Below are 20,588 nucleotides of genomic sequence, written 5' to 3'. Positions count from 1 at the left end.
CCGGTCGACCGGCTCAGGACGCGAGGACCTCGTCGAGGATGGACTCGGCCTTGTCCTCGTCGGTCTTCTCGGCGAGCGCGAGCTCGGAGACGAGGATCTGGCGGGCCTTGGAGAGCATGCGCTTCTCGCCGGCGGACAGGCCACGGTCCTTGTCACGACGCCAGAGGTCGCGGACGACCTCGGCGACCTTGATGACGTCGCCGGAGGCGAGCTTCTCGAGGTTGGCCTTGAAGCGGCGCGACCAGTTGGTCGGCTCCTCGGCGAACGGGGCGCGGAGCACCTCGAACACCTTCTCGAGGCCCTCCTTGTCGACGACGTCGCGGACACCCACGAGGTCGCAGTTCTCGGCGGGAACCTCGATGACGAGGTCACCCTGGGCGACCTTGAGCTTGAGGTAGAGCTTCTCCTCGCCCTTGATGGTGCGCTTCTTGATCTCTTCGATGCGCGCAGCCCCGTGGTGGGGGTACACGACCGTCTCGCCGACCTTGAAAACCATATGCTGTTTGCCCCTTTCGCGACCCCTAGTTTAACACGCCCGGACCGACACACGGAATCGAAGCGGTCGGCATACGTGCAGGTCAGAGGCCTGAAATGCGTTCGGAGGCAGCCAATTTGGGTCTTGACACAACGCCATCGGCGTGCCTTCGCGAGCGCGCGCGGGATCCCCTCGGGCAGCCATCAGGGGCCGACCTGCGCGACCGTGCACGCCGTCGCGGCGCGCGCTCGCTACGCTGTGTCCCGTGACGACCGCTGCCCAGACGACTCCCCGCCACCGCCTCCGTGCCGTCCTCGGTGCCGCCGTGCTCGGCACGACGCTCCTCGGCGGGTGCGCCGTGTTCTCGCCGGTTCAGACCGACTACGCCTACCAGGCCGCCGACGGCGTCAACGCGACCTTCGGGGACCTCGACGTGCGCAACCTCGCGGTCATCGCCGACGCCAAGGACGCGCCCGGCGCGCTCATCGGTCAGCTCGTCAACACGAGCACCGAGGACATCGAGGTCTCCCTCTCGAGCGAGGGCAGCGAGCCCGTCGAGGTGAAGGTGCCGCGCCAGGGCACGGTGTCACTCGGCGAGGACGGCGAGTCCGCCACGCTCTCGACGGTTCCGGCCGCGCCCGGTGAGGTGATCACCCTCTCCGTCGCGACCTCCGGCACGGGGCAGAACGTCCTCACGACGCCCGTCCTGCCGCCGGTCGGCTACTACGAGGACATCACTCCGGCGCCCGCGCCCAGCTCGTCCGCCAGCCCCTCGGGGAGCGCGTCGACGAGCGGCTGACGCCGCCCCTTCCCGTATGCCGGGAGCCCACCGAGCGCGATCGCGCGCCGGTGGGCTCCTGTCGTTCCTGACGACGGTCCGGCTCAGGCCTCGAACTTGTAGCCGAGCCCGCGCACGGTGACGATGTGCTGCGGCTGGGCCGGGTCGGGCTCGACCTTGGCGCGCAGCCGCTTGACGTGGACGTCGAGGGTCTTGGTGTCGCCGACGTAGTCGCTGCCCCAGACGCGGTCGATGAGCTGCATGCGGGTGAGGACGCGGCCGGCGTTGCGCAACAGCATCTCGAGGAGCTCGAACTCCTTGAGCGGCAGCTGGGTCGTCGAGCCGCCGACGGTGACGACGTGGCGCTCGACGTCCATGCGGACAGGGCCGGCCTCGAGCGTCGTCGGCAGCAGCTCCTCGGGCTCGCTGAGCCGGCGCAGGACGGCCTTGATGCGGGCGAGCAGCTCGCGGGAGGAGTAGGGCTTGGTGACGTAGTCGTCGGCACCGAGCTCGAGCCCGACGACCTTGTCGATCTCGCTGTCCTTGGCGGTGAGCATGATGATCGGCACCGCCGACTTCTGGCGCAGCGACCGGCACACGTCGACCCCCGAGAGTCCGGGCAGCATGAGGTCGAGCAGGACGAGGTCCGCGCCCGCGCTGTCGAACTCGACGAGGGCGTCGTTGCCGTTCTCGGCGACGCTCACCTCGTAGCCCTCCTTGCGCAGGAGGTAGGACAGGGGGTCCGAGAAGGACACTTCGTCCTCGACGACGAGGATGCGGGTCATCGCTGCTGTTCTCCTTGTGCCGTGCGGGCGGCCGTGCCTGGTGCCGTGCCTGGTGCCGTGCCGAGTGTCGCGCCCGGCGCCGTGCCGACGGCCGGCCGGTCCGAGTCTGCCGTTGTGCGGACTGCCGCTGCGGGCAGTCTCATCGTGAAGGTCGATCCGCGACCCTCCTCGCTCCACACCGAGACGTCGCCGCCGTGGGTGGCGCAGACGTGCTTGACGATGGCGAGGCCGAGCCCGGTGCCGCCGGTCGCGCGCGACCGCGCGGCGTCGACGCGGTAGAAGCGCTCGAAGATGCGGCCCTGCTCGGAGGCCGGGATGCCCTGCCCCTGGTCGGACACGGTGATCTCGACCGTGTCGCCGACGCGGCGGGCGGCGACCGCGACGCGGGTGCCCGGCTCGGAGTAGTTCACGGCGTTCGATACGAGGTTGGCGATGGCGGTGGCGAGGAGCTCGGAGTCGCCGAAGACGCTCGCCCGCTCGTCGGCCACGGTCTCGAGGCTGATCTGGCGCGACTCCGCAGCGACGCGCACGCGGTCGACGGCCTCGGCGACGACGGCGGGGATCGAGACCAGCTCGGGCTCGTGCAGGGTGTCGGCCACCTGGAGGCGCGAGAGGTCGACGATCTCCTTGACGAGCCGGGTGAGCCGGGTCGACTCGACCTGGATGCGAGCGGCGAAGCGCGACACCGCCTCCGGGTCGTCGCGGGCGTCGAGGACGGCCTCGGCGAGCAGGGCGATGCCGCCGACCGGCGTCTTGAGCTCGTGGGAGACGTTGGCGACGAAGTCGCGGCGCACCTCCTCGACGCGACGGGCGTGGGTGTGGTCCTCGGCGAGGATGAGGACGTGGCTCGCGCCGAGCGGTGCGACACGGGCCTTCATGAGCGCGTTGGTCGTCGTGCCGAACCCGCGCGAGAGCTCGAGGTCGACCTCGCGGATCTCGCCATCGCGGCGCACCTGGCGCGCGAGCTGACGGAGCTCGGCGTGGACGAGCTCGCCGTGGCGGACGAGGCCGTAGCTCACGGCCGAGGCCGAGCTGTTGACGACGGCGTCGGAGGCGTCGAGGACGATGGCGATCGAGCGCAGGACGGCGAGCACGTCGGTGACGCCGGTCGGCAGGCTCGGCGGTGGCGTCGGCGGGATCTCGGTGAACGTGCGCTCGCTGAACCGGCTCGCGGCGACGGCGACGGCCCCGATGACGAGCCCCAGCCCGCCACCGACGATCCCGGCGAGCGTCGCATCCACGTCACCAGCGTAATCCGAGGTCGAGGACGCTCCGCGACACCGACGGGCGCCCCAGCATGGGGCCACCTCAATGTTCACCTTCGGGGTGGCCGGTGTTCACCACCTCGTGCCACGCTGCGGACGTCGGTCACCGCGCGGGCTGCGCGAACCGGCGGAACGCGGGCGCCCCGGCGCCCACCACTGAGAGGGAGCAGATGCGCAAGGCATTCCACGAGGAGCTCGACCGGGTCACCGAGGCACTGGTCGAGATGACGCGGCTCGCGAGCTCCGCGATGTCGCGAGCGACGACGGCGCTCCTCGACGCCGACGTCCAGCTGGCCGAGTCGGTCATCGGCGCCGACGTCGAGATCGACGCGCTGCGCGAGGAGCTCGACCTGCTGTCGTTCGACCTGCTCGCGCTCCAGCAGCCGGTCGCCACGGACCTGCGCATGGTCGTCACGTCGATGCGGATGAGCTCGGACATCGAGCGGATGGGCGACCTCGCGCGCCACGTCGCCAAGGTCGCCCGGCTGCGCTACCCCGCCTCGGCGGTGCCGCCGGAGCTGCGCTCGATCATCCTCGAGATGGGCCAGGTCGCCGAGCGCATCGTCACCAAGGCCGGCTCGGTCATCGCCGCGCGCGACGTCGAGGCCGCCCGCCAGATCGAGCGCGACGACGACGCGATGGACGACCTGCACCGGCAGCTCTTCGAGCGCCTCGCCTCGGACTCGTGGACCCACCCGGCCGAGACGACCGTCGACATCACCCTCGTCGGCCGCTACTACGAGCGGTTCGGCGACCACGCCGTCTCCGTCGCCCGTCGCGTCGTCTTCCTCGTCACCGGCGAGCACAACGCCGAGAGCGAGGTCAGCCACGAGGACGAGGAGGACGACGAGGCGTTCCCCGAGACCAAGGTGGAGCCCACCGCCTGAGCCGCACCGGGGCCGACCGGGGGGCCGGACGGCATACGGGCTTCCTCACCCGTATGCCGGCCCACGCAGAACGTGGGACCCGCGCTCGCGTCAGCGGCCCTGGTTGGCGACCGCCGCGGCGGCCGCCGCGGCTGCCTCGGGGTCGAGGTACTCGCCCGGCTTCGTCGGCATGAAGTCGTCGCCGAGCTCGTAGACGAGCGGCTGGCCGGTGGGGATGTTGAGGGCCGCGATGTCCTCGTCGCTGATCCCGTCGAGGTGCTTGACGAGGCCGCGCAGGCTGTTGCCGTGGGCGACGACGAGGACGGTCTCACCGGCCACGAGGTCGTCGCGCAGCGGACCCTTCCAGTAGGGCATGAAGCGCTCGATGACGTCCTTGAGGCACTCGGTGCGGGGCACCTCGAGGCCGGCGTAGCGCGGGTCGTCGGTCTGGTCGAACTCGGATCCGACCTCGATCGCCGGCGGCGGGGTGTCGAACGAGCGACGCCACAGCATGAACTGCTCGTCGCCGTACTTCTCGCGCGTCGCCGCCTTGTCGAGGCCCTGCAGCGCGCCGTAGTGGCGCTCGTTGAGGCGCCAGTCCCGGCGCACCGGGATCCAGTGGCGGTCGGCCGCGTCCAGGGCGAGGTTCGCCGTCGTGATGGCGCGTCGGAGCACGGACGTGTGGACGACGGTCGGCAGGACACCGCGCTCCTTGAGGAGCTCGCCGCCGTGGACGGCCTCCTCGCGACCCTGGTCGTTGAGGTCGACGTCGACCCAGCCGGTGAAGAGGTTCTTGGCGTTCCACTCGGAGTGGCCGTGACGCAGCAGGATGAGGGTGTGAGCCATGTGCGGCAGCCTATCGACGCCGCGCCGGGCGGCGGACCGTCTGTCCGTCCAGCGGTGGGCGGGCTTCGCCGAAAACGGGTGGGCCGGGCCTGCCGCTCTGAGACGATCGGGCATGGGCAGAACCCTCGCCGGGGTGTGGGCGCACCCGGACGACGAGTGCTACGCCATGTTCGGGTCGGTGGTGAGGCACAGCACCGACCCGGGCTTCCGCCTCGTCGTGCTGCACGCGACCGACGGTGATGCTGGTGAGATCGCCCCCGGCGTGCCGGCCACCCGAGAGGGTCTCGGGGCGTGGCGGCGGGCCGAGGACGTCGCCGCGTGGCGGGCGCTCGGCACCGAGCCCGCGCGGCACGTGTGGCTCGGTCACGGCGACGGCCGGCTCGACGAGGTCGGGGACGGGCTCGTCGACGAGGTCGCGGCGTTCCTGCGGGCGGAGCGCCCGGACGTCGTCCTCACGTTCGGGCCCGACGGAGTCACGGGGCATCCGGACCACATCGCCATCGGCGCCGCGACCGAGAACGCGTTCCACCGAGTGCGAGGTGAGGCCGGCGGGGACGGGCTGCAGCGGCTGCTCTTCGGGTGCATCCCGCGTCGTGCCTGGCACATCGCCCAGCGCTACCGCGTGGCGGCCGGGCTGGGGGCCTGGGACCCGTCGGAGGTCTACCACCTGCGCGGGGTGCCCGACGAGGACGTCGGCGTCGTCGTCCGCCACAGGGAGGGCCTCGAGCGGATGCTCGCCGCGCACAAGGAGCACGCGAGCCAGCGGCACGTCATGTTCGACCCGGCGGCCTCGGACGAGCGCTGGATGAAGGTGATCTCGCTCGAGACGTGGGTCGTCGCGTGGCCACCGCGCGAGCCGGGCGCGGCGGTGCTCACCGACGTCTTCGAGGGTCTGGACCCGTAGCCGTGTGCGCAGGCCTCACGGACGCACCGTTGCGTCCGGCAGGATGACGCCCTGACCACCAGAGTTGCGGACGCAAGGGGTCGGGGGGCGCCGGCATACGGGTCGGGTGGGTCAGCCCTTGTCGAGGAGGTACCGGAACGCCTCGAGGTTGCGCAGCGACTCGCCGCGCGAGACCCGCCAGTCCCACTCCTTCTGCATCGAGGTGAGGAAGCCGATGACGAGCAGGTCGTTGAAGGGCGAGTCGGCGGCCTCGAGGACGACCCCGAGGACCTGGTCGAGCCGGTCGGCGTCGACACCTGCCAGGGGGATGCGGCCGGTGACGTAGACGTCGCCGCTGCCGTCGATGGCGTAGGCGAGACCCGGCAGCCGGAGGTTGCGCCGCAGGAGGCTGCGGTAGAACTCCTCGTGGTTCTCGTCGGGGTTGCGGATGACGAAGGCCGACACCGACAGGTCGGAGTCGCCGACGACGAGCGAGACGACCGTCTTGAGCTTCTTCTCGCCGGGCAGGGTCACGACGAACTCGCCGTCGCGCGCGCCCGCCTCCCACTCGATGCCGGCGTCGTCGAGGAAGGCCTCGATGACGGCGGCGGGACCCGTCACGGGATCACCGCGGTGGGTATGCCGGCCAGCGAGTCCGAGTCGTTGATCGAGGCGCGCAGCGGGGCGGCGAGGGCTGCTTCGTAGACGGCGACGAGCCGCTCGGCCGTCACCTCCCACGAGAAGCCGGATGCGTGCTCGACCGCGCGGACCGACAGCTCGGCCGCGCGTGCCGGGTCGTCGAGGACCCCCTCGATGGCGTTGGCCCACTCGTGCGGGTCGTGCCCGTCGACGAGGACCCCGGCATCGCCGACGGCGGTGGGCAGGCCGCCCACGTTGGTCGCCACGACGACGGCGCCGCAGGCCTGCGCCTCGACGGCGACGAGCCCGAACGACTCGTTGTGCGACGGCACGGCGACGACGTCCGCGGCACGCATCCACGAGGCCAGCGTGGCGCGGTCGGTCGGCGGGACGAACCGGACGAGGTCGCCGATGCCCTCGTCGTCGGCCAGCCGCTGGAGCCCCATCGGCGAGCGCACGCCCGAGCCGCTCGCGCCACCGAGCACCCCGACGACGAGGCGTCCACGCAGCGACGGGTTCCGGCGGACGAGGTTGCCGGCCGCCCGGATGAGCACGTCGGGAGCCTTGAGCGGCTGGATCCGGCCGACGAAGAGCAGCAGGACGGTGTCGTCCGCGAGGCCGACATCGCGCCTCGCCTCGCTGCGGTCGCCCGGACGGAAGACGTCGAGGTCGACACCGGGCGAGACGACGTCGACGCGCCCGGGGTCGGCGGCATAGAGGTCGAGCAGCTCGCGGGCCTCGTCGGTCGTGTTGGCGACGAGACGGTCGGCCGCCTCGACGACCTGGGCCTCGCCGATCTCCCGGCCCTTGGGCTCCTCGGGGTCGCCCTCGGCGCGGTGGAGGTTCTTGACGCGGGCCATCGTGTGCATCGTGTGGACGAGCGGGACGTTCCAGCGGTCAGCGGCCAGCCACCCCACCTGTCCCGACAGCCAGTAGTGCGAGTGGACGAGGTCGTAGTGCCCCTCGGGGGCGTGCGCGGCGACGCGCATCATGCCCGCCGCGAAGGCGCACAGCTGACCGGGCAGGTCCTCCTTGTCGAGGCCCTCGTAGGGTCCCGCCGAGATGTGCCGGACGATGACGCCGGGCTCGACCTCGACGATCGGGGCGGCGGCGGCCGTCGTGCGACGGGTGAAGATGTCGACGGCCACGCCTCGTCGCGCCAGCCGCTTCGCGGCCTCGAGGACGTAGACGTTCATGCCGCCGGCGTCCCCCGTGCCCGGCTGCGCCAGCGGCGAGGTGTGCACCGACACCATCGCGACCCGGAAGCGGGGCCGGGCCTGCTCGCTCGTCATCTCGTCAGTCTGGCACGCAGGGTTCACCCCCGGCGCGGCACGCCGCTCAGGGTGAGGGTGGCCCGGTTCGACCAGGCATGGACGTCGAGGCGGCCGTCCGGCCGGAGGTCGACGCCACGCGCCCTCGCCGCCGGTCCGATGCCGACGACCGCGCGGCGGGCGGAGGTGAAGGCACGCTGCTCCCCCGCCTGTGGGACGAGCCACCAGCCCTTCTTGCGAAGCGTGCGGTCGGGCAGCGCGGGCGGCATGCCCGTCGTCGCGGGGAGGGCGTCGAGGTGGACGACGACGGCGTCGGCACCCTGGGCGTGCGCGGTCACGTGCACCCCGGCCGTGGTGAGGAGGAACACGAGCCGCAGCGGCATGGCCCTCGGCTCGCCCTCGACCTCGCCGTAGACCTCACCGAAGTAGGCCGCACGCCCCGGCTCGATGCGGACCTCGTCGATACGGACGTGGTCCAGGCTCGCCTCGACGTGCTCGACCGGGTGGCCGTCGTGCTCGCCCAGCTCACCGAGGACGGCGCTCACGGGTGATCCGCGCGTGATGGTGTCGGCGAGCGTCCCGCTCGCGGCGGACACCCGGAAGCCGGACTGGTAGGCCGCCACCGTGTAGCCGCGGCCGAGCGTCGCGACGCCGCGCGCGGACTCGTCGACGGTGAGGAGTCCGGGGGCGACGGGCACGAGACCGATGTCGGTGCGCAGCAGGACGGGCAGCCACCCCCACAGCCCGAGTGCCGCGGCCGCGGCGACGGAGACGACGAGCGCCACCATGCTCCGGCTCACGTCGCGGCCACCTTGGCCGCCTGCACCCCATCTGCCCACGTCAGCAGCCTAGGGGCGCGGCCTGTGGGTCGTGACCGCTGCTCGTACGCTGGCTCCGTGGCGAGGACGAGACCTGTCGGGGTGGTCACCCGCGGCACGACCAACCCCAACCGGCTCCGGCGCTGCGACCGCTGGCTCGCCGGGCCCGCGTCCTGGCGGCTGCGCCGCTCGGTCGACCCGCCGGTCGTCGTCGACCTCGGCTACGGCGCCTCCCCCGTCACCGCCGTCGAGCTCCACGACCGGCTGCGCCGGGTCCGTCCTGACATCGAGGTCGTCGGCATCGAGATCGAGCCCGACCGGGTGGCCGCGGGTCGCGCGCTGGAGCGAGCCGGGCTCTCCTTCCGGCTCGGCGGGTTCGAGGTGCCCCTCGACGGCCGGTCGGCGACGGTCGTCCGCGCCTTCAACGTGCTGCGCCAGTACGACGAGGCCGAGGTTGCCGACGCGTGGGCGACCGTGTGCCACCGCCTCACGCCCGACGGCCTGCTCGTCGACGGCACCTGCGACGAGCTCGGCCGGCTCTCGACGTGGGTGGCCGTCGAGCCGAGTGGTCCGGTGAGCCTCACTCTCTCGTGGCACCTCCGCGGTCTCGACACGCCCTCGGTCATCGCCGAGCGGCTGCCCAAGGCGCTCATCCACCGCAACGTCCCCGGCGAGGGGGTCCACGCGTGGCTCGCCGACGTCGACCGGCACTGGGCACGCAGCGCGAGCCACGCGGCATACGGGGTCCGTCAGCGGTTCCTCGCGACGGCACAGGCACTGCGGGAGGCGGGCTGGCCCCTCCTCGACGGCCCGTCGCGATGGCGGCTCGGGGAGCTCACCGTGGCGTGGGACGCCGTCGCACCGGGATCAGGCGGTGTGGGTCACCAGGGGCCGTAGGGACCCTGGTGCGAGCCGGTGCCGCGACCCTGCACGGTCTCGACCGCGGGGCGGACGTCGGCGAGGTAGACCCCCGCGGCGACGACGCCCAGGATGGTGAAGATCCCGAGGTTGCCCAGCGAGACGAACCCCAGGAGGGCGGCGACACCCGTGACCGCGAGCCAGAAGTTCTTCGTGCGCTTGCCGGCCGCGACGAAGGCGTCGGGGCGGGTCCGCAGCGCGTGGATGAAGGCGAACACCTCGATCGCCAGGGCCGCAATGGTGAGCACGAGAATGACGTAGCCCTGCGCCGCACCGAGTCCGAACATGCCTGCAGCCTACGGCGAAGAGCTGTCGACCACGATGGTCACCGGCCCATCGGCGACGATCTCGATGTCCATGTGCGCACCGAACCGCCCGGTCGCGACGGTGAGTCCGCGGTCGCGCAGCGCCGAGACCACCTGTGCGACAACGGGTTCTGCGACGTCGCCGGGTGCGGCGGCGTTCCACGACGGGCGACGGCCCTTGCGCGTGTCGGCGAGCAGGGTGAACTGGCTGACGACGAGCACGGGCGCCCCGGCGTCGGTCACCGACCGCTCCCCCTCGAGCAGGCGCAGGTCGGCGACCTTGCGTGAGATGAGCTCGACCTCGGCGGGCCCGTCGTCGTGCCCGACGCCGACGAGCACGAAGAGCCCGGGCTCGCTGATCTCGCCGACGGTCTCGCCCTCGACGACGACGGCTGCCCGCCGGACCCGCTGGATGACGGCGCGCACTCAGGCACCCACGCTCAGTCGGCCCTGCTCAGATGCCCACGGCGACGACGGAGCCCACGGGCTCGCCGTGGCCGAGGATCGGCGCGTCCTCGAGCGCCTCGATGGCGCCGGACTCGATGCCGAGACGACGCATCACGGCGGCGAGGATGACCGTGCGGGCGCGCTGCCCACCGTCGGCGACCTTGAGGGCGATGCCGCGACCGTCGGCCAGCCCGACGGCATACACCGCCTCGGCGCCGTCCTTCGCGATCGCACCGGGGGTGCGCTGGATGAGGGTGGTGACGTCGCGCCGGCTGCCGCCGAGGTACTCGGGGTGGCTACGGATGGCGTCGGCGACGCGGGCCTCGTCGGTGCCGGGGGCGGCACTTGCGATGCGGCCGAAGGCGCGCGCCAGACCCGCCAGCGAGACGGCCATGACGGGGGCGCCGCACCCGTCGACGGCGGTCGCCGCGACCCTCTCCCCCGTGAGCTCGGCGAGGGTGTCGTCGCACGCGCGCTGGAGCGGGTGGTCGCGGTCGAGGTATGCCGTGTGGTCCCAGCCGTTGGCGACGCAGGTCGCGAGCATGCCGGAGTGCTTGCCCGAGCAGTTCTGGGCGAGCGACTCCTTGCCGTGGCCGGCGCGGATCCACTCGAGCCGGGCCTCGTCGTCGATGGGGTAGTCGGGCGTGTTCTGCAGGTCGCGCACGGTGAGCCCGGCACCGTCGAGGATCTCGCGCACGGCATCGAGGTGGAACGACTCGCCCGAGTGGCTCGCGCAGACGAGGGCGAGGTGGTGCGGGGCGAGGTCGAGCCCGTGGCGGACCATGGCCAGCGCCTGGACCGGCTTGTTGGACGAACGTGGGAAGACCGGGTCGGTCGCGCTCCCGAGCTCGAGCTCGACCGACCCGTCGGGGGCGGTCACGGCGACGCTCGCGCGGTGGGCGGACTCGACGAAGCCGCCCCGGATCGCGTGCGCGAGGACCGGGGCGGCGTCGAGGGCGGCAGGGGTGGACTCGAGGTTCAGGGCGCTCACACCACCCAGACTAGGTCCGCTCCCGAAGGGGTCAGTCGCCGACCTTCTCGGCGGCCTTCTCGGCAGCCTTGGTCGAGGTGGCGGCGGTCTTCCTGGCGGCGGTCGTCGTCGCCTTGGCGCGGGTCGTCGTCCTCTTGGCGGCCTTGGTCGCCGTGGTGCTCGTGCGCTTGGCGGCGGTGCGGGTGCGCTTGGCCGACGCCGCGATGTCGGTGGCGGCGACCTCGGCGTCCTCACGGACGGTCCCGACGACGATCTCGGCCACGTGCGCGGCCTCCTGGCGGCCGGTGGTGAAGGTGGCCAGGGCCGAGGAGCGGACGTCGAGGACGGCCTTGCGGGCGGTGGTGACGGCGCCCTTGCCGAGCGAGAGGGTGACCTCGGCCTGCTCGACGAGGTCCTTGGTGGCCTTCTGGTTCTTGATGCGGGTGACGAGCTTCTCGCCGCGGACGGCGAGGCCCTCGTAGCCCTTGCTGACCTGGTCGAGGGTGGCGACACCCGAGTCGAGGGCCTTGGCCGGGAGGGCCTTGACGTCCTCGATGACGACGCCGGCGCGCTTCTGGACCTCGTCGGCGCGCTTGGTGAAGGCGGCGGGGGCGAGCTCGGCGCGGACCTTGTCGGCGCGGACGCGGGCGTCGGCGACGGCCTTGTCGGCGTTGACGCGGGCCTCACGGGCGCGCTCGACGGCGAGGTCCGTGACGCCGACGACGGCGAAGAGCGGGGTGGCGGGCTTGGTGGTGGTCTTGGTGGCCATGTGTTCCTCCTGGAAGGGACGGGTGCTGCAACGGATGGTCGGGGGCGTCAGGGCGCGGTGTCGGTGCCGACGAAGGACTCGTAGACGTCGAGCAGGGTCGCCTTCTGACGGGCGGTGAGGACGGGGTCGGCGGCGATGGCGTCCCGCACGGTGGGGGTGGTGGCCTCGGCGTCGTGGTGCTCGTCGAGGATCCCGGCCTTGACGTAGAGCGTCTCGGCCGACACCTCCAGACCCTTGGCGAGCTGCTGGAGGATCTCGGCGCTCGGGCGCTTGAGTCCCCGCTCGATCTGGCTCAGGTAGGGGTTGGAGATGCCCGCGAGCTCGGAGAGCTGACGCAGCGACAGACGGTGCGACAGACGCTGCTCACGCAGGTAGTCGCCCAGTCCGGCGAGGTCGTTCAGCGGGTTCCGGCTCATGCATCCATTGTGCTTGCTCCAGTTAGCAAAATGCAAACCATGGCTAGCGTGACGCTCGCCACGCACGCTCGGCGCGCATCCGGCATACGGACTCTCGTATGCCGTTCGCTTCGCTCCGGCATAATCTCCCGTTATGTCCGTGAGCCAGCTCCTCGTCTTCCCCAACCCGGTGAACGAGAAGGCGGCCCGGGTCGTCGCGGCCGGCGTCGTCGTGCTCGCCGGGCTCACGCTCGTCACCCAGTGGTGGTGGCTGTCGGTCGTGCTCGCCGCCGGGTTCGCGACGCGCGTCGCCGGTGGGCCGCGGTTCAGCCCGCTGGGGCGGCTCGCCGTGCACGTCGTCGCGCCGTGGTTCGGTCGCCCCCGGTGGGTGCCCGGGCCGCCGAAGCGCTTCGCCCAGACGGTGGGCCTCGTGACGAGCACCGCGGCCGCCCTGAGCGCCCTCGCCTTCGGGGCGACGACGGCGGCGTCGGTGCTGCTCGGTGTGCTCGTCGTCTTCGCGACGCTCGAGGCCGCGGTCGGGTTCTGTGCCGGGTGCTGGGCGTTCGGGCAGCTCATGCGGCTCGGCGTCATCCCCGAGGAGACGTGCGCCGCGTGCAACGACCTCAGCCTGCGACGCGGCGACCCCGAGCGCGAAGGCGCCACCCAGCCCGCCTGACTCGTGGCGCCTCCTCAGCTTTTGCTCCCCATGCGGGAACGTTGAGGGTCCGGAGGGAACATCTCCCTCCGGACCCTCGACGTTCGCTCCCCAGGAGCAAAAGTTGGGGCGAGGGAGCGGGGGTCAGCGACGCTTGATGCCGAGGAGCTCGCGGGCCTGCGTCGTCGTCATCGGTGGGCGTTGCATCGTCGTCGCGAGCTCGGCGGCCCGGGCGACGAGCTCGGAGTTGTGCTGCACCTGCTGGCCACGCGCGAAGAAGACGTTGTCCTCCATGCCGACCCGCAGGTGGCCGCCGGCCGACAGCGCCGCCGCGAGCACCGGCAGGTGGGTCCGCCCGATCCCCGTCGCCGACCACGACGTCACCTCCTCGGGCAGCATCGCGACGCCGGCGAGCAGCGCAGCCGCCGTGCCCGGCATCGCTCCGGGCACGCCGAGGACGAAGTCGACGTGCACCTTGCCGCCGAAGGGGAGCCCGTGGGTGTCGAGGAGCCGCCGCAGCGCGTGGACGTGGCCCAGCTCGAAGAGCTCGAACTCGGGGACGACCTCGCGCTCCTGCGCCTGGACGTAGAGGTCGGACATGAAGCCCCACGGGTTCAGGAAGACGTCGTCGCCGAAGTTCGTCGTGCCGCACGTGAGGCTGCACGAGTCCGGCTCGGCCTCGAGCACGGTGAGCCGCTGCTCGAGAGGGTCGTGCACAGAGCCGCCGGTCGAGAGCTGGACGACGAGGTCGGTCTCGGAGCGGACCGCGTCGACCGCGTCCTTGAGCCGTCCGCCGTCGAGGGTGGGACGGTGCTCGCCGTCGCGGATGTGCAGGTGGATGAGGGCGGCGCCTGCGGCCTCGCACGTCCGCGCCGTCTCGACGAGCTCGTCGAGGGTCGTCGGGAGCTGCGGCAGATCGGCCTTCGCGTGCTCGGCGCCGGTGGGCGCGACGGTGATGAGGGTCGCGGACGATGCGGTGGCCATGCGCGCCAGTGTGTCAGGCGAGTCCTGCGCCACCGCCACGGGACCGAAAGATCCTGCGGCGGGTCAGGGGGTGACGATGACGGTTTGCGCGCCGGCGACGGTCCCTGCGACAAGATCAGCGTCGACGGGGGTGTTGCGCTTGACGACGGCGAGGGCGATCGGACCCTCCTCGTGGTGGCGTGCCACGGTCGTCAGCCGTCCGACGACGCGGCCGTCGAGCGAGAGCTCGGCACCGGCCTCGGGCAGGACGTGTCCCGAGCCGTCGAGGTGAAGGAAGACGATGCGGCGCGGCGGCCGGCCGAGGTTGTGGACCCGGGCGATCGTCTCCTGCCCGCGGTAGCAGCCCTTGTGCAGGTGCACCGCCGTGCGCAGCCAGTCGAGCTCGTGCGCGATCGTGCGGTGGTCGGTCTCGAACCCGAGGCGCGGGCGCCAGGCGGCCACCCGCAGCGCCTCCGCGGCCCACGTGCCGGCGAGCGGCCGGTCGCCGACGGCCGACTCGAGGTCCCCGCGCGCGACGATGAGCTCGCGCCAGCGCCGCGCCTCACCCGGGTGCCCCGTCTCGGGCCCGTATGCCGCGGTGTCGCCGACAAGGGCCGGCCACGGGTCGACCCACGCGAGCGGCTCACCCTCGACACTGGCGGCCGAGAGCGGCTCGCCGAGGACGGCATACGCGGCGGTGACGTCCGCGACCTCGACGCGGAGCATGAAGCGCATCGAGTCGAGCCAGGCGGCGAGCGCGGGCGCGGTGCCGGGCTCGACGGTGAGCCACGTCGTCTCGCCGTCGTCGACGACGTGGAGGGCGTGCTCGACGTGCCCCTTGGGCGAGAGGACGAGCGACTCGGCGCCCACGCGCGGCGCGAGGCCGGTGAGGTGCTGCGAGGTGATCGAGTGCAGCCAGGAGAGGCGGTCCGGCCCGGTGACCGTGACGACGCCGCGGTGCGAGAGGTCGACGACGGCAAGGCCCTCCTCGAGGAGGCGCTGCTCGCGGCCGGGGTCGCCGTAGTGCGCGGCCACGCCGGCGTCGAGGCCCTCCCCCGCGACCGCGCCGGGGCGGGTGAGCAGTGGGGAGGCTGGTGCGGTGGCGGGAGCCGTGGTGGTGTCGGTCATGTCTGCTTCCTGCAGTCGCGGCAGAGTCCGTGGATCGCCGCGTGCGTGACGTCGGCCTCGAACCCCAGAGAACGGTCGAGCCGCTCGACGAATTCCTCGGCCACGTCCAGCGGGGCCTCGCCGACCGACCCGCACCCGCGGCACACGACGTGGATGTGCGTGGCGTGCGAGGTGAGGTGGTAGCTGGGGACCCGGTGGTCGACATGGGTGTGGCTCACGAGGCCGAGGTCGGAGAGCGCTTCGAGCGAGCGGTAGACGGTCGAGAGCGCCATCGGCGACCCGCCCTGCGCGGCAACGGCCTCGACGACCTGCTCGGGCGTGGCGTGGCCGAGGGACCCGACGGCGTCGAGCACCTGCTGGCGCTGCGGGGTGAGCCGCCGTCCGGCGGCCCGCAGTCGCGTGCCCAGATCGCTCACCACACCAATGTATGCCGCCCTCCAGCCGTCGCCGAGCGGCCCACCTACACTTGCCGCGTGCTGGATGAGTTCGAGGACGACAACCGCCCCACCGAGCAGCGCCCCCGCAAGAGGCCCCGGTGGGGACGCCGTCTGCTCATCTTCATCGCATCGCTGCTGGCGCTCTGCCTCGTCGCGGCCGGCGGCTTCGTCGTCTTCCTCAACCAGAAGGCGGCCAACAACATCACCCAGGACGACCTGCTCCCCTCGGCCGCCCCGTCGGCGACGCTCCCCGACGGCTCGGTCGTCGAGCTGCCCCAGGACGCCGGCGAGAACTACCTCATCATCGGCTCCGACGCCCGCCCCGGTGAGACGGCGAGCCGGTCGGACGTCATCGTGCTCGTGCACGTCCCCGAGGACAAGAAGGCCGTCCAGCTGATCCACTTCCCGCGTGACCTCTATGTCGCGATCCCGGGCCGGGGCAAGAACAAGATCAACGCGGCCTACGCCTTCGGTGGTGCACCGCTGCTCGTGAGCACCCTCCAGAATCTCCTCGGGGTGAAGATCGACCACGTCGCCAAGACCGACTTCGAGGGCTTCAAGCGGATGACCGACGCGGTGGGCGGCGTTCGGGTCTATGCCGAGGAGGCCAGCGACGAGGGGTTCTTCCAGGTCCGCGAGGGCTGGAACGACCTCAACGGCACGCAGGCCTTGGCCTTCGTCCGTGAGCGCAAGACCCTGTCGGAGGGCGACATCTCGCGTGGCCGCCGCCAGCAGGCCTTCATCAAGGCCCTCATGATCAAGACGCTCACCCCCTCGGTCATCGCCAACCCGGTGACGCTGACCCGCTTCGTCGACGCCGCGACGAGCAACCTCGTCGTCGACCAGGGGCTCGACGTCGGCCAGATGAGGAACGAGGCGATCAGCCTGCGCAACATCCGCAGCAGCGACATCGTCTTCATCACCGCGCCGTTCACCGGATTCGGCACCGCGCCCGACGGCGGCTCGATCGAGATCGTCGACGAGGCGAGCATGAAGGCCCTGGGCGACGCGCTGCGCAACGACACGATGGAGGACTACGGCGACGTCACCGTCACGCCGTGACGCTGGGACAGCCGGGACGCCGTGACGGCGTGGGCAGCCGCCGGGGCTACTCGACCCGCTTGAGCTCCGCCGAGAGGTGCGAGGTGAGCGGTTGGCCGACGGCCGCCATGTCCATGACCCAGAGCAGGTTGGACTGGACGTAGCCGTACATGCGGTGGCCCGCGGTGTACTCCTTGGCGTGCGGGCTGCGCATGACCCCGTCGGTGCGGAGCTCGACCTTCGCCGGCTGGGCGTGACCGGCATACATCTCGACGATGCCGGTCGGGTGGGTGAGGAGCAGCTCGACGTTGGTGCCGTCCGGCGTCTCCGGCACGGGACGCCAGAAGCCGACCTCGGTCGCAAGCGGGCGGACCTTCTCGCCGGCCTCGTCGAGGAGCCAGGTCTGGCTGCGCCACTCGAGGAAGGGACGGCCGTCGTGCCAGCAGTGCACCTCCTGGCCGAAGTTCCTCGACTCGATCGTCGGGTAGCCGACGACGCCGGCGCCGGCCCACTTGCCGACGAGCCAGGCCAGAGGAGCGAGCTCGGAGGGGAGGTTGGTGTCGAGGTGGAATGCCACGAGTGGGATCGTAGCCGCACACCACAGGAGGCCCCATGTCGCTGACCCCGCCCGCCACCCCGCCTGCCACCCGGACCGGCACCCGGCCGCTCGTCGTCAAGATCACGTGCGGCGAGGAGGCGCTCGAGCGGCTCAACCAAGGGCTCACCGTCGCCTCCACCGCGCTCGCCGCCGGTGCCGAGGTGAGCGTCTGGCTCACGGGCGACGCGACGTGGATGGCAGTGCCGGGTCGGGCCGAGCAGCTCACCCTCCCCCACGGCGCGCCCCTGCACGAGCTGCGCGACGCACTCCTCGAGGGCGCGACCGTCACCGTCTGCGGGCAGTGCGCGGCGCGACGCGACCTCGGCCCGGACGACCTCCTCGACGGTGCGACGGTCCGCGGCGCCGCGGCCTACGTCGAGGAGATCCTGCGCCCGGACGCGCAGGCGATCGTCTACTGACCGGCGCATCGACCGATCGGCACGACGGCGTATGCCGTCCGCCCACCCTCATTGGACTGCCCCACCACGAGGCCTCGCGGTGGGGCAACCAGATGAATGAGGCGGTGCTCAGCCGACGAGGATCATCGCGAGCACGTAGACCGGCACGCCGGCGACGAGCACCGAGGCGGCGGCGGCGGTGAGCTGGCCGCGCAGCCCTCGGATCGGCGGCAGCACGCAGAGCACCCGGCGCATGACGTGGGCGAGGGTCGCGGAGATCGCACCGAGGACGACACCGGCGACGACGCCGACCTCGTCGACGAGCAGTCCGCTGACCCCACCCGCCAGGAACCCGAGCAGGGCCGCGATGGCGACCATCCACGGCCGCACGCGGTCGATGCTCGCGCCGAGGTCCGTGAGCGCCGAGACCGCGAGCGCGATGGCGACGACGATGACCACCTCGGGCCCACCGGACGTGCGGCCGAGCGGCACCCACGCGGCGCCGATCGTGGCGATGGCGATGCCGGCGGCGCTGACGGCGACCGACTGGGTGAGACGCGGACGCCCGTCCTTGCGCACGACCTGGTGGAGGAACATCGTGAGGACGGCCGCGGCGACGACGACCGGGACGTGCCGCAGGAAGGGGTCGTCGGGTGTCACCGCCACGGTCACGGGGGCGAGCACCCCCGCGACTCCGACGGCGAAGGAGGACCCGAAGCGGCTCGACGAGCCGAGGAGCTCGGGCCAGCCCCACGCGAGCGCCAGCCCCAGCCACGCGACCGCGGCAGCACCGAGCGCGTGGTCGGCGGTCGTGGCGACGGCGAGGAGTGCGGCGAGGACGGCAGTCGCGACGACGACCGGGATGCGCCGCTCGGTCGCCATCGGCGGGAGGAGGGGGTTGCGGAGGCGCTCCTCGCGGGCAGCCCGGCGGGCGGCGCGGGACTCGCTCACCGGCTCGGACGCTTCCACGGTCGGCATCCTGCCATCACCCCCCGGCGAACGGAGGGAGCACTTCGAGGACCTGCCCGTCGCCGACGACGGCCTCGCGCCCGACCGCGCGACCCTCGAGGAGGACCGAGCAGACGGCGACGACGTCGCGCAGGCCGGGGTGCGCCGCCACGGCGTCGTCGAGCACGTCACCCACGGTCGGCCCGGTCTCGAGGGTCTCCTCGGCCAGCCCGGCGGCAGCGCGGGCGCCGGCCCAGTAGCGCAGGGTCACCGGTCTCAGAGCCCGGCGAGCGCCGTCGATCGTGGTCATGTCCACCTATTCTGTGCGGGATGGCCCACCTCCTGCTGCTGACCAACGCCTTGGCGCCGAGCGCCGAGGTGCTGCCGGCTCTGGGCCTGCTCAGCCACCATGTTCGCATCCTCCCGGCGGAGGCGACGGCCCTCATCGACGCACCGGCCGCGGACGCGGTGCTCGTCGACGCGCGCCGCGAGCTCGCCATGGCCCGCTCCCTGTGCCGCGTCATCCGCACGACTGGGCTGTCGGCACCGCTCTTCGCGGTCCTCACCGAGGGCGGCCTCGCCGGCCTCACCCCCGAGTGGGGCATCGACGACGTGCTGCTCGACACCGCCGGGCCGGCCGAGGTCGAGGCACGCCTGCGGCTCGCGATCGCCCGGGCGCTCGAGGGCGACGGCTCGCCCGACGACGACGTGCGCATCACGGCAGGCGTCCTGGTCATCGACGAGGCGACCTACTCCGTGCGGCTGCGCGGCGCCGTCCTCGACCTCACCTACAAGGAGTTCGAGCTCCTCAAGTACCTCGCGCAGCACCCGGGCCGGGTCTTCACCCGGGCCCAGCTGCTCCAGGAGGTCTGGGGCTACGACTACTTCGGCGGCACCCGCACGGTCGACGTCCACGTCCGCCGCCTGCGCGCCAAGCTCGGTTCCGACCACGAGGCCCTCATCGGGACGGTCCGCAACGTCGGCTACCGCTTCGTCCCCGAAGAGGCCGAGGACCCCGAGGCCGCCGGGGTGGGGTCGTGAGCGACGTGCGCACCGAGACCTCGACACACCTCGAGCAGGAGGTCGTCGACGACGTCCTCGCGCTCGTGCACCGGGCCACCGAGCCGGACGGCGTGGAGGCCGTCTCGGAGGCCTTCCGACTCGCGCTCGCCTCCGGACGTGGTGGCGTCTCGCACACCCTCGCGCATGCCGGCCCGTCGCCTTCCGCGGACCTCCTCGGCTACGCCGCGCTCGACCCGTCCGGGTCCGCCGAGCTCGTCGTCGACCCTCCGACCCGTCGGCGCGGGGTCGGCCGGGCGCTTCTGCGTGTGCTGCTCGACGCCGGCGCCACCGGGGTGTGGGCGCACGGGGACCTGCCCGCAGCGAGGGCCCTCGCGACGTCCGAGGGCCTCGTCCCGACCCGCGAGCTCCACGTCATGGAACGCCCCGTGGGTGAGGGCGACGACGTCGACCCCGAGCTCCCCGAGGGCTTCTCGGTCCGGCCCTTCGAGCCCGGTCGCGACGAGCAGGCGTGGCTCGAGGTCAACCGGCTCGCCTTCGCCTCACACCCGGAGCAGGGCTCGATCACGCTCGAGGACCTCACCGAGCGGATGGGCCAGGACTGGTTCGACGCGGCCGGCTTCCTCCTCGTCGAGGACACGACGGCCACGTCCGACGGCGGCGCGCACCCGCTCGCGGCCTTCCACTGGACGAAGCGCGAGGTGGGCGCTCAGGTCGGCGAGGTCTACGTCGTGGGGGTGCACCCGGCATACCAAGGTCGTGGGCTGGCGGGGCCGCTCACGGGGCTCGGGACGGCATACCTCGCCCGTCAGGGCGTGACGACGATCGAGCTCTATGTCGACGGTGACAACACGCGCGCGCTCGCGACCTACCGCCGTGCGGGGTTCGAGGACGCGGCCGTGCACGTGGTCTACGGGCGGCCCGCCGCGCCGTAGAGTGGGCCGGTCCATCCGAGGCTGACCGCGAGGGA

27 protein-coding genes are annotated in these 20,588 nt (G+C 72.5%); 9 read left to right on the top strand and 18 right to left on the bottom strand.

Translation table 11 applies throughout. The features are described from left to right. Window positions 1–13 precede the first annotated feature (13 nt). Window positions 14–496 (bottom strand): CarD family transcriptional regulator, encoded by a 483-nt coding sequence (locus tag ACOJV7_RS10590; protein ID WP_420190109.1) that lies wholly within the window; start codon window positions 494–496, stop codon window positions 14–16. Between the two features lie 244 nt (window positions 497–740). Between ACOJV7_RS10590 and ACOJV7_RS10585 the strand changes: the two genes are divergently transcribed. Beyond that, window positions 741–1,274, top strand: coding sequence for a hypothetical protein (locus ACOJV7_RS10585; RefSeq protein ID WP_420190108.1), 534 nt, complete (start codon window positions 741–743; stop codon window positions 1,272–1,274). An 83-nt stretch (window positions 1,275–1,357) separates the two neighbouring features. On the opposite strand, the gene ACOJV7_RS10580 is transcribed toward ACOJV7_RS10585, so the two are convergent. Together ACOJV7_RS10580 and ACOJV7_RS10575 are read right to left on the bottom strand one after the other, a co-directional pair. Then, window positions 1,358–2,038, bottom strand: coding sequence for a response regulator (locus ACOJV7_RS10580; RefSeq protein WP_420190107.1), 681 nt, complete (start codon window positions 2,036–2,038; stop codon window positions 1,358–1,360). Continuing rightward, window positions 2,035–3,279, bottom strand: coding sequence for a sensor histidine kinase (locus ACOJV7_RS10575; protein ID WP_420190106.1), 1,245 nt, complete (start codon window positions 3,277–3,279; stop codon window positions 2,035–2,037). Before ACOJV7_RS10575 ends, ACOJV7_RS10580 begins: the two co-directional genes overlap by 4 nt. Before the next feature lie 194 nt (window positions 3,280–3,473). Here ACOJV7_RS10575 and phoU point away from each other — a divergent pair, with 194 nt between their 5' ends. After that, window positions 3,474–4,190: a phosphate signaling complex protein PhoU gene (gene phoU, locus ACOJV7_RS10570; protein ID WP_420190105.1), complete on the top strand. Its 717-nt coding sequence runs from the start codon at window positions 3,474–3,476 to the stop codon at window positions 4,188–4,190. 90 nt (window positions 4,191–4,280) lie between these two features. On the opposite strand, the gene ACOJV7_RS10565 is transcribed toward phoU, so the two are convergent. Then, window positions 4,281–5,015 (bottom strand): phosphoglyceromutase, encoded by a 735-nt coding sequence (locus ACOJV7_RS10565; RefSeq protein ID WP_420190104.1) that lies wholly within the window; start codon window positions 5,013–5,015, stop codon window positions 4,281–4,283. Between the two features lie 112 nt (window positions 5,016–5,127). On the opposite strand from ACOJV7_RS10565, the gene ACOJV7_RS10560 reads away from it, so the two are divergent. Further along, a complete protein-coding gene (locus tag ACOJV7_RS10560; RefSeq protein WP_420190103.1) occupies window positions 5,128–5,919 on the top strand; it encodes a PIG-L deacetylase family protein in 792 nt (263 codons plus the stop codon). 111 nt (window positions 5,920–6,030) lie between these two features. On the opposite strand, the gene ACOJV7_RS10555 is transcribed toward ACOJV7_RS10560, so the two are convergent. Genes ACOJV7_RS10555 through ACOJV7_RS10545 form a run of 3 tightly spaced genes read right to left on the bottom strand, consistent with a single transcriptional unit; the run spans window position 6,031 to window position 8,608 of the window. Beyond that, the gene (locus ACOJV7_RS10555; protein ID WP_420190102.1) at window positions 6,031–6,519 is read right to left on the bottom strand and encodes a type III secretion system chaperone family protein; all 489 of its coding nucleotides are present in this window, start codon (window positions 6,517–6,519) and stop codon (window positions 6,031–6,033) included. Then, the gene (mshA, locus tag ACOJV7_RS10550) at window positions 6,516–7,829 is read right to left on the bottom strand and encodes a D-inositol-3-phosphate glycosyltransferase (RefSeq protein WP_420190101.1); all 1,314 of its coding nucleotides are present in this window, start codon (window positions 7,827–7,829) and stop codon (window positions 6,516–6,518) included. The genes ACOJV7_RS10555 and mshA overlap by 4 nt, the downstream gene beginning before the upstream one ends. Window positions 7,830–7,852: 23 nt before the next feature. Continuing rightward, the gene (locus ACOJV7_RS10545; RefSeq protein ID WP_420190100.1) at window positions 7,853–8,608 is read right to left on the bottom strand and encodes a hypothetical protein; all 756 of its coding nucleotides are present in this window, start codon (window positions 8,606–8,608) and stop codon (window positions 7,853–7,855) included. Between the two features lie 96 nt (window positions 8,609–8,704). Between ACOJV7_RS10545 and ACOJV7_RS10540 the strand changes: the two genes are divergently transcribed. Next, entirely contained in the window at window positions 8,705–9,523 is an 819-nt protein-coding gene (locus tag ACOJV7_RS10540) for a class I SAM-dependent methyltransferase (protein ID WP_420190099.1), read from the top strand. Here the strand turns inward: ACOJV7_RS10540 and ACOJV7_RS10535 are convergent. Genes ACOJV7_RS10535 through ACOJV7_RS10515 form a run of 5 tightly spaced genes read right to left on the bottom strand, consistent with a single transcriptional unit; the run spans window position 9,508 to window position 12,451 of the window. Continuing rightward, window positions 9,508–9,831: a DUF2516 family protein gene (locus tag ACOJV7_RS10535; protein WP_420190098.1), complete on the bottom strand. Its 324-nt coding sequence runs from the start codon at window positions 9,829–9,831 to the stop codon at window positions 9,508–9,510. The genes ACOJV7_RS10540 and ACOJV7_RS10535 overlap by 16 nt on opposite strands. Window positions 9,832–9,840: 9 nt before the next feature. Next, window positions 9,841–10,275: a D-aminoacyl-tRNA deacylase gene (dtd, locus tag ACOJV7_RS10530; protein ID WP_420190096.1), complete on the bottom strand. Its 435-nt coding sequence runs from the start codon at window positions 10,273–10,275 to the stop codon at window positions 9,841–9,843. Window positions 10,276–10,303: 28 nt separating this feature from the next. Then, window positions 10,304–11,287, bottom strand: a complete 984-nt coding sequence (locus ACOJV7_RS10525; protein WP_420190095.1) for an asparaginase — start codon at window positions 11,285–11,287, stop codon at window positions 10,304–10,306. 31 nt (window positions 11,288–11,318) lie between these two features. Continuing rightward, window positions 11,319–12,035, bottom strand: a complete 717-nt coding sequence (locus ACOJV7_RS10520) for a hypothetical protein (protein ID WP_420190094.1) — start codon at window positions 12,033–12,035, stop codon at window positions 11,319–11,321. 47 nt (window positions 12,036–12,082) lie between these two features. Beyond that, the gene (locus ACOJV7_RS10515; protein ID WP_420190093.1) at window positions 12,083–12,451 is read right to left on the bottom strand and encodes a helix-turn-helix domain-containing protein; all 369 of its coding nucleotides are present in this window, start codon (window positions 12,449–12,451) and stop codon (window positions 12,083–12,085) included. 133 nt (window positions 12,452–12,584) lie between these two features. On the opposite strand from ACOJV7_RS10515, the gene ACOJV7_RS10510 reads away from it, so the two are divergent. Next, window positions 12,585–13,106, top strand: a complete 522-nt coding sequence (locus ACOJV7_RS10510; RefSeq protein ID WP_420190092.1) for a DUF4395 domain-containing protein — start codon at window positions 12,585–12,587, stop codon at window positions 13,104–13,106. Between the two features lie 123 nt (window positions 13,107–13,229). Here ACOJV7_RS10510 and ACOJV7_RS10505 read toward each other — a convergent pair whose 3' ends face one another. The 3 genes from ACOJV7_RS10505 to ACOJV7_RS10495 form a co-directional block, all read right to left on the bottom strand. Then, complete coding sequence (locus ACOJV7_RS10505; protein ID WP_420190091.1) at window positions 13,230–14,069, bottom strand: beta-keto acid cleavage family enzyme; 840 nt, start codon at window positions 14,067–14,069, stop codon at window positions 13,230–13,232. A gap of 63 nt (window positions 14,070–14,132) precedes the next feature. Then, a complete protein-coding gene (gene ygfZ, locus ACOJV7_RS10500) occupies window positions 14,133–15,176 on the bottom strand; it encodes a CAF17-like 4Fe-4S cluster assembly/insertion protein YgfZ (protein ID WP_420190090.1) in 1,044 nt (347 codons plus the stop codon). Then, window positions 15,173–15,592 carry a Fur family transcriptional regulator gene (locus ACOJV7_RS10495; RefSeq protein WP_420190089.1) on the bottom strand — a complete coding sequence of 140 codons (420 nt, stop codon included), beginning with the start codon at window positions 15,590–15,592 and terminating at the stop codon, window positions 15,173–15,175. Before ACOJV7_RS10495 ends, ygfZ begins: the two co-directional genes overlap by 4 nt. Window positions 15,593–15,649: 57 nt before the next feature. Between ACOJV7_RS10495 and ACOJV7_RS10490 the strand changes: the two genes are divergently transcribed. Further along, window positions 15,650–16,675 carry an LCP family protein gene (locus ACOJV7_RS10490; protein WP_420190088.1) on the top strand — a complete coding sequence of 342 codons (1,026 nt, stop codon included), beginning with the start codon at window positions 15,650–15,652 and terminating at the stop codon, window positions 16,673–16,675. 46 nt (window positions 16,676–16,721) lie between these two features. Here the strand turns inward: ACOJV7_RS10490 and ACOJV7_RS10485 are convergent, their stop codons facing one another. After that, a complete protein-coding gene (locus ACOJV7_RS10485) occupies window positions 16,722–17,231 on the bottom strand; it encodes a heme-binding beta-barrel domain-containing protein (protein WP_420190087.1) in 510 nt (169 codons plus the stop codon). A gap of 35 nt (window positions 17,232–17,266) precedes the next feature. Here ACOJV7_RS10485 and ACOJV7_RS10480 point away from each other — a divergent pair, with 35 nt between their 5' ends. Further along, window positions 17,267–17,671, top strand: coding sequence for a DsrE family protein (locus ACOJV7_RS10480; protein WP_420190086.1), 405 nt, complete (start codon window positions 17,267–17,269; stop codon window positions 17,669–17,671). Between the two features lie 108 nt (window positions 17,672–17,779). On the opposite strand, the gene ACOJV7_RS10475 is transcribed toward ACOJV7_RS10480, so the two are convergent. Both ACOJV7_RS10475 and ACOJV7_RS10470 read right to left on the bottom strand, forming a co-directional pair. Continuing rightward, window positions 17,780–18,619 (bottom strand): hypothetical protein, encoded by an 840-nt coding sequence (locus tag ACOJV7_RS10475; RefSeq protein WP_420190085.1) that lies wholly within the window; start codon window positions 18,617–18,619, stop codon window positions 17,780–17,782. Between the two features lie 16 nt (window positions 18,620–18,635). Continuing rightward, window positions 18,636–18,908, bottom strand: a complete 273-nt coding sequence (locus ACOJV7_RS10470) for a MoaD/ThiS family protein (protein ID WP_420190084.1) — start codon at window positions 18,906–18,908, stop codon at window positions 18,636–18,638. A 20-nt stretch (window positions 18,909–18,928) separates the two neighbouring features. Between ACOJV7_RS10470 and ACOJV7_RS10465 the strand changes: the two genes are divergently transcribed. Further along, complete coding sequence (locus tag ACOJV7_RS10465; protein WP_420190083.1) at window positions 18,929–19,639, top strand: response regulator transcription factor; 711 nt, start codon at window positions 18,929–18,931, stop codon at window positions 19,637–19,639. After that, the gene (mshD, locus tag ACOJV7_RS10460; RefSeq protein ID WP_420190082.1) at window positions 19,636–20,553 is read left to right on the top strand and encodes a mycothiol synthase; all 918 of its coding nucleotides are present in this window, start codon (window positions 19,636–19,638) and stop codon (window positions 20,551–20,553) included. The genes ACOJV7_RS10465 and mshD overlap by 4 nt, the downstream gene beginning before the upstream one ends. The last annotated feature ends 35 nt before the right edge of the window (window positions 20,554–20,588 follow it).

The sequence above is a fragment of the Knoellia tibetensis genome (assembly GCF_048606415.1).
In the GTDB taxonomy this organism is placed as follows: Bacteria; Actinomycetota; Actinomycetes; order Actinomycetales; family Dermatophilaceae; genus Knoellia; species Knoellia tibetensis.
Note: the sequence above shows the minus strand (reverse complement) of the source record. Positions and strands in the feature narration are given on the sequence as shown.